The organism is Acinetobacter sp. ANC 4173 (assembly GCF_004331255.1).
Classification (GTDB): domain Bacteria; phylum Pseudomonadota; class Gammaproteobacteria; order Pseudomonadales; family Moraxellaceae; genus Acinetobacter.
This window is the reverse complement of record NZ_SJOF01000010.1, coordinates 155,986-162,505: the sequence shown is the minus strand read 5'-3', so window position 1 is coordinate 162,505 and position 6,520 is coordinate 155,986. Positions and strand designations below refer to the sequence as shown.

General features: G+C 36.5%; 9 protein-coding genes and 1 rRNA gene. 1 reads left to right on the top strand and 9 read right to left on the bottom strand.

Annotated elements, in window-relative coordinates:
* Window positions 1-10: 10 nt before the first annotated feature.
* Window positions 11-125, top strand: a 5S ribosomal RNA gene (rrf, locus tag E0H94_RS12820).
* Between the two features lie 317 nt (window positions 126-442).
* Here the strand turns inward: rrf and E0H94_RS12815 are convergent.
* From E0H94_RS12815 to rplM, 9 genes are all read right to left on the bottom strand, one after another.
* Entirely contained in the window at window positions 443-850 is a 408-nt protein-coding gene (locus tag E0H94_RS12815; RefSeq protein WP_131326876.1) for a roadblock/LC7 domain-containing protein, read from the bottom strand.
* An 18-nt stretch (window positions 851-868) separates the two neighbouring features.
* On the bottom strand, window positions 869-1,417 hold the full coding sequence (locus E0H94_RS12810; protein WP_131326875.1) for a GTP-binding protein: 549 nt from the start codon (window positions 1,415-1,417) through the stop codon (window positions 869-871).
* 9 nt (window positions 1,418-1,426) lie between these two features.
* Window positions 1,427-2,392: a hypothetical protein gene (locus tag E0H94_RS12805; protein ID WP_131326874.1), complete on the bottom strand. Its 966-nt coding sequence runs from the start codon at window positions 2,390-2,392 to the stop codon at window positions 1,427-1,429.
* Window positions 2,393-2,476: 84 nt separating this feature from the next.
* The gene (locus tag E0H94_RS12800) at window positions 2,477-2,836 is read right to left on the bottom strand and encodes a roadblock/LC7 domain-containing protein (protein WP_131326873.1); all 360 of its coding nucleotides are present in this window, start codon (window positions 2,834-2,836) and stop codon (window positions 2,477-2,479) included.
* A gap of 383 nt (window positions 2,837-3,219) precedes the next feature.
* Entirely contained in the window at window positions 3,220-3,876 is a 657-nt protein-coding gene (locus E0H94_RS12795; protein ID WP_131326872.1) for a hypothetical protein, read from the bottom strand.
* A 17-nt stretch (window positions 3,877-3,893) separates the two neighbouring features.
* The gene (locus E0H94_RS12790) at window positions 3,894-4,322 is read right to left on the bottom strand and encodes a ClpXP protease specificity-enhancing factor (RefSeq protein ID WP_131326871.1); all 429 of its coding nucleotides are present in this window, start codon (window positions 4,320-4,322) and stop codon (window positions 3,894-3,896) included.
* The gene (locus E0H94_RS12785) at window positions 4,322-4,993 is read right to left on the bottom strand and encodes a glutathione S-transferase N-terminal domain-containing protein (protein WP_131326870.1); all 672 of its coding nucleotides are present in this window, start codon (window positions 4,991-4,993) and stop codon (window positions 4,322-4,324) included. The genes E0H94_RS12790 and E0H94_RS12785 overlap by 1 nt, the downstream gene beginning before the upstream one ends.
* Before the next feature lie 451 nt (window positions 4,994-5,444).
* Window positions 5,445-5,831 carry a 30S ribosomal protein S9 gene (gene rpsI, locus E0H94_RS12780; protein WP_004829853.1) on the bottom strand — a complete coding sequence of 129 codons (387 nt, stop codon included), beginning with the start codon at window positions 5,829-5,831 and terminating at the stop codon, window positions 5,445-5,447.
* A gap of 12 nt (window positions 5,832-5,843) precedes the next feature.
* A complete protein-coding gene (gene rplM, locus E0H94_RS12775; protein WP_004695096.1) occupies window positions 5,844-6,272 on the bottom strand; it encodes a 50S ribosomal protein L13 in 429 nt (142 codons plus the stop codon).
* Window positions 6,273-6,520 lie beyond the last annotated feature (248 nt).

The window sequence follows — 6,520 nt, the reverse complement described above, 5'->3', positions numbered from 1 at the left end:
AAACAGTTGTGCTGGCGACAATAGCAAGAGTGAACCACCTGATCCCTTCCCGAACTCAGAAGTGAAACCTCTTAGCGCTGATGGTAGTGTGGGGTTACCCATGTGAGAGTAAGTCATCGCCAGCTCATTAATTCAAACACCCCCTAACCAACGTTAGGGGGTGTTTTTTATTGCATCTTTAAAAAAATACTTCATTAAAGCTTCTTTAATAGATAATACTTTATTGGAGGGAGAATAATAAGATTAGAGGGTTTTATCGTTATTTTGAGATAATCATAATTAATGAGAAGCTTAAAAATGTAGGTTTGACATATAAAATAATGATGAGAACACTTTGGATTTTTAAATTCACTTGTTATTGCATGAAGATTATTATAAATAACCTTAAAGCTGCTACTTGTAACTGTAAGGCTATTTCTTCAGTGTTTTTCTAAATCAACGGTTAAAAATCTGAAATACGATTGCTGGAAGTTTTTAAGGCATAAAGGAGCTGTCCTAGTAGCACATCTTTTTCAGCAAGAGTCACAATAATCATTGGATGCTTGTTTGATGTAATAGAGGTGAGAATAGCTTTGCCATTTTCAGCATCTAAGGTGATGGATTGACAGCCTTCCAAATGAATTTCATTCATAAATGCTGCGACCATTGCTAGGATTGAGCTGCTCACGGCTGCAAGCTTTGTGCTATTGTAACCGTCCTTTTTATGGACATGAGCCAGTTCAAAGCCATCAGTGCTACAAAGCATCACATAATTGACACCACGGACATTCATCAGTAAGCCGTGAATTTCATCTTTGGCGAATTGAATTAACTCTTTGGGTGCCGTACGGCTTTGCTCTAGAGTAAACATATCAAACCTCTATTCAAATTAATTGGCAATATTGGAGTTAATTTCAATGGATGTGATTAACGCCTCTAATAATAAGAGTACATCTTCTTTCTTACGTGCATCAATAAAATATAATGGTGAAAACAAGTCATTTTGTAATAACCAATCTTTATAAATCCCTGTAGATTTTGAATTTTCAGTGATAAGATCGGTGTGGGTAATGCCAATCGAGATATTATCGGTAAAGTTTTGGAAGGTTTCTAAATAGCTTTCGAGTTCCTGAATAGGATTGTCAGAATGATGGTCGATAAGAATTATTGCACCGATTGCGCCTTTAGTAATCGCTGACCAGATAAAGTCAAAACGACTCTGCCCAGGTGTTCCATAGAGTCCGATAGTGACATTGTCATCTAGGGTGATTTCTCCATAATCAATACCCACCGTCGTTTCCATTTTACTATGGCGTTGAGAATCCGTATTAAAAGCTTCAGTTTGCAACACTGGAATTTCTGATAATGATTTAATGGCTTCAGTTTTACCAGCTCCCATACCTCCAGCAAAAACAATTTTGAACCGTTGTAAAATCATAATATTTTCCTATATGCCCAATTTTTTTCTTAATTTTCCAAAGAAACTTTTAATAAGTCCTGAGTCTTCAGTCGTGACGGGAGTCTCTGGTGGATTAAAGTGTTTATCCCAAATATTGATTCGGGAAAGATTATTTGCTGCAATATTGGCAGCTATGAATCTTTGAACTGTTTCTAAAGGAATATTTAATTGAGTTGCAATTTTTGAAACTTTCCCTCCTTGAATAAAACAACTAGAAAGTTGGAATATAACTTTTCGATCTAGGTGTTGAGAGGGTTTTGGCCACATATGAATCTTAAAATGGCCATCTTCTGGTGCAATTTCTTTTAAAAATAAAGGAGAATCCCAAAAGAATTGCCATAACCAGTCATTTAAAAGATAAGTCTGTTTTCTTGAAACTTTCATAAAGCTGCTAGTACTGGCAATGTCATAGCCAAAACCAGAATCTGTAAAAGCCTGTTCTCGTTCTGTATTGAGCCAAGCAATATTTTTTTTGACATCGATAATAGCAATTGTGCCTAAAGTATCGAAAAGATGTAGTTTTGAGTTGTGCTCTTTGTCGAGCATCTTGCTGAAATATTCGAGTTTATAAGGTGTTTTCTTTGGATTTATTTCAAAGATATGCTCATTTGAGTTTTCTAATGAGGCCTTGAGTAGATGTTGTAAAATCCAATCAGAAAAATTCTGTGGATTAATGATCGGTAGTGATAATGTATTTTCTTGAATGATATTCTGATTGTTATTATTCTTGGTTATTTTTAACCAAGGAAAATTACGGCTTTGGATTATTTTTTGAATGCCGTCAGTTTCATAAAAATTTTCATGGATGAATAAGCAATCGATAGTGGGATCTGCTGCTGTACTCCATTTAATTTTATATTCTTGTGGAATGAGATTACGTAGCTGGGTTTTGAGTTCTTCAGAATGATGAATACTTAAACCAGTTATCGCAATATTAAGATATTGCTCTGTCATACTATCTCTGCATATCTAACAAGTTAAAATGTTAATTCTAAAACTCCCCCTTTTTGTACAATTCAGAAAAGGGGGGAGAATGAATTATGAAAAATCTAAACCCTTTTCATAACTTTTAAGTTCATGTCGTGCCATTGCAAGGTTTGCTTTAGAACGTTCTAATACAAGGTATAAAAACAGTTTTTCATTGCCTTCTAATGGGCGAATCAGGTGATATTGTTTACCGAGGGTGATTAAAATATCTTCAATTGAATCGTTCAGATTCAGTGCATTTGCAACACGACGTTTTGAGCGTATAACTTCAGTATTTCCTGCTGCTGCTAATTCCAGATCGATGTCACCACCCCCTTGTGTTGCTAAAGCCAAACCGCTTTCCCCATCAACTAATGCAGCTGCATGGAAACCATCAATTTCTGATAATGCTTCTAATGATACTCTAGCCATATTGATTCTCTTATGTTTTTAGATTTTTAGGATTGATTTAACTTGGTATCAAATCCATTTGATTATATGAATGGCACTGAAATATTATCAACAGAAATTATTTTTAGGACTAAAGTCGAATGAGAATTTTAGTAAATTTCAGATTGTTTTACTCAGGATTAATGTGATTTATATCACATAACCAAGATGAGAATAGTAAAAAATATATATTTGGATATCATATTATGGCCATAATATAATTGTAACAATATATAAATCTTATCAAGGGATCAAAAGTAAAAGAAGATTAATCAAATAAACTGATAGATAATTGAGACTAACTTATTATTTTTATATAAAAAAGAGAGTGCAGTCATGATTCAACCACACTCTCTGATCGTATTTTATGCAAACATCTGAGTTGCTGCAGAATAAAGGACCCATAAAATGGCTAAAGCGACAACTGGTTCTAAAATTTTAGCCCAAGTTGGAACCACAGTTTTTTCAACTTCAGTTACTTGTTCATGATGCTCTGCAACATTGTTCTGATGAACCATTTGATTAAACTCCTTCATAGTTTCCTCTAATGATAGCTCTTCTTCGGGCATCGGTTTAGATCCTTTGAGCTCTATTAGCTCACTTATTGACCAAACCCAGTCAGTTGCTTGCCCAGATAAATGTTCGACTTGTCCTGTAATCAGTTCACGTAAGCCTTTAATGCCATAATGACCTGTATCATCTAATTGTTTTAATTCAGTTAACTGTAAAGACAAGATTTCTGTAATCGTATGTTCAAATTCAGCTTTCTTTAAAGTGGAGTAATTCTGCTCTGAAGTGGTGAGGTGACGAGCAATATCAATAATATAAAGTTGTTCTTGTGACTGAATTTCTTGATAGAGTTTATTTTCATCTGTACGCCATAAGCTAATCAGTTTGGCAAGACTGAGTGTATTGATTTCTGCCAAATGTGCTTTACGCTCACTAGACTGATATTGATTCAGAAGCTCTGGCTTTTGAATGTGAATTTGCTCTGCAAAATATTGTACTAAGTCAAAAGCCATTATAACTTCCTCTTGTTCTAATCTAATAACCTCAAGCTTGGCTTTTTCTTGGGTTGTTCTTGGTTTTGTTTAGGTTCTGATTTTAAATCATCTTGCTGAATTTGAACATTTTCATATTCATTTGGATCAAAAAATAAGCCTTGCCCATTTTCACGTGCATAGATACCTAATACTGCATATAGTGGCACATAAATATCACGAGATACACCACCAAAACGTGCAGAGAAGGTAATGGCATCGTTACTCATATGCAGTTGGTGTACTGCATGCGGTACGATGTTGAGGACGATTTGCCCATCTTGAATGAATTGTTCAGGTACCATCGTGTTTGGTTGTGTGGCATCGACCAATAAGTATGGGGTGAGATTGTTATCACAAATCCATTCATAAATAGCACGGGCCAAATAGGGACGGGTAGGAGATACGTTGGTTTCCTGTTCAGACATTATGGTTTACTCGATGGTGAAGATAAAAACTGGCTATAACGATTTTTTTCCTGCAAGGTCAAGGATTTGATAAATGCAGGGCGTTGGAAAATACGTTGACAGTATAAGAGGATTGGGCGACATAATTTATGCGGTAATTCTATTCCCATAGAATTTAAGCGTAAGAAAATGGGTGCTAGCATACAATCTAAAATTGTAAAGTTATCTGACATGAAATAAGGATAATGTTGAAATAATGGCGTAAGAGAAATCAGCGTATCTCTTAATCGCTTCTGTGCTTTAGCGCTATCATTTTTATTAAGGCTGTCTGGATGACGAAGCATGATATCAGCTAATTTCAACCAATCTTGTTCAAAACGCCAAATATATTGACGCTGTTCGGCACGTGGTGCTGGAGCATCAGCATACAGTTTAGTTTGACGATAGCGATCATCTAAATATTCTGAAATGATATTGGTGTTAAATAATTTCAGATCATTTTCAATCAACATTGGAAGTTGATGATAAGGGTTCAGGCTCGCCAGATCTTCATCGTCGTAATCCAGCAAGATGAGATTATATTTAATTTGCTTTTCGGCAAGCACATAACGAATCCAATGCGAGCGAAAATCATCAGCGTGACTATAAAGTGTAATTCCCTGAATGGGAGTTGCAGGATTTTCTAAAGACATAAGTCTCAAAAATTTTGATTGATCATATAGAATACTAAAATTAGCGTCGGAAATCACGCCATGCTGAATAATATGCTGCTTATGAACAGATTTATTCTTAAATAAACCCGAAGAGAGAAAAGCAAATGAAAATAATCGCACTTTGTAGGAAGTATGGATTTGGCGTCGGTTTAGGTGGCTGATGCGATGTTAGAGATGGTGTAGGAGATTGTGGTCACAGAGTTGATTGAACTGTCAGATGCAGGGATTAAAAGCTATAGAGTTCGAAGAGTGTAAAGGGGGGAATTGCTCTTAAAAGACCATTAATTTTTTAAGGTCTATAATGTAGATGGGCAGAGCATCATTGTCAGATGTGATGCACAGATGTTTTGTTCTAAGCCAGAATAGCTGTACTTCAGATATAAAAAAACCTCGGAAAATCCGAGGTTTTTTGTCCGATTCGGTAAACGAATTAACGTTTAGAGAATTGAGGACGTTTACGAGCTTTACGTAAACCAAGTTTCTTACGTTCAACTTCACGAGCATCACGAGTAACGAAACCAGCTTGACGAAGAGCAGGTTTTAAAGTTTCGTCAGAAGCGATCAACGCACGAGTAATACCGTGACGGATAGCGCCAGCTTGACCGCCGATACCACCACCAGCAACAGTGATGTAAAGGTCATACTTTTCAGTAACGTCAAGAAGCTCTAAAGGTTGACGAACAACCATACGAGCAGTTTCACGACCGAAGTATTGCTCAAGAGTACGGTTGTTAATTACGAGCTTGCCTGTACCAGCTGACAAGAAAACACGTGCAGTTGCGGTCTTACGGCGACCTGTACCATAATTAGTAGCCATGTGCTGTATCCCTTAGATGTCCAAAACTTGTGGCTGTTGAGCAGCGTGTGGATGCTCTGTACCTGCATACACTTTCATTTTCTTGATCATTGCATAACCAAGAGGACCTTTTGGTAACATACCTTTAACAGCTTTTTCTAAAACTGCTTCAGGTTTGTGAGCGATTAACTTTTCAAAGTTAGTCTCACGGATACCACCAGGGAAGCCAGTGTGGCGATAGTATTTTTTATCAAGTGCTTTTTTACCAGTCACTTGAATTTCTTCAGCATTGATTACAACGATATAATCGCCAGTGTCAACGTGAGGAGTATAAGAAGTCTTGTGCTTACCACGTAGACGACGAGCGATTTCAGTCGCAAGGCGACCTAAAGTTTTGCCAGAAGCATCAACAACGTACCAGTCGTGTTGAACTTCAGCAGGCTTAGCGCTGAGAGTTTTCATTAAACCACTACCTATTATAGTTGGTTTGGACTATGGAATCTGTCCAAACAAAAGGAGACGCGATTCTAAACGAATACGTTAAGAATCACAAATGAAAATATAAAATTTCAAGAGCCGTATTCTAAGGTATTTCCCCATATAAAGGAAGAGATCAAAGTTTATTCTTTTTAAAAAATACGAATATGGTCATGGCGGGTATGCTGAGGCTTGCATGTGGATAAGAACAAAAAAGAATGAAAGGGTTTTAG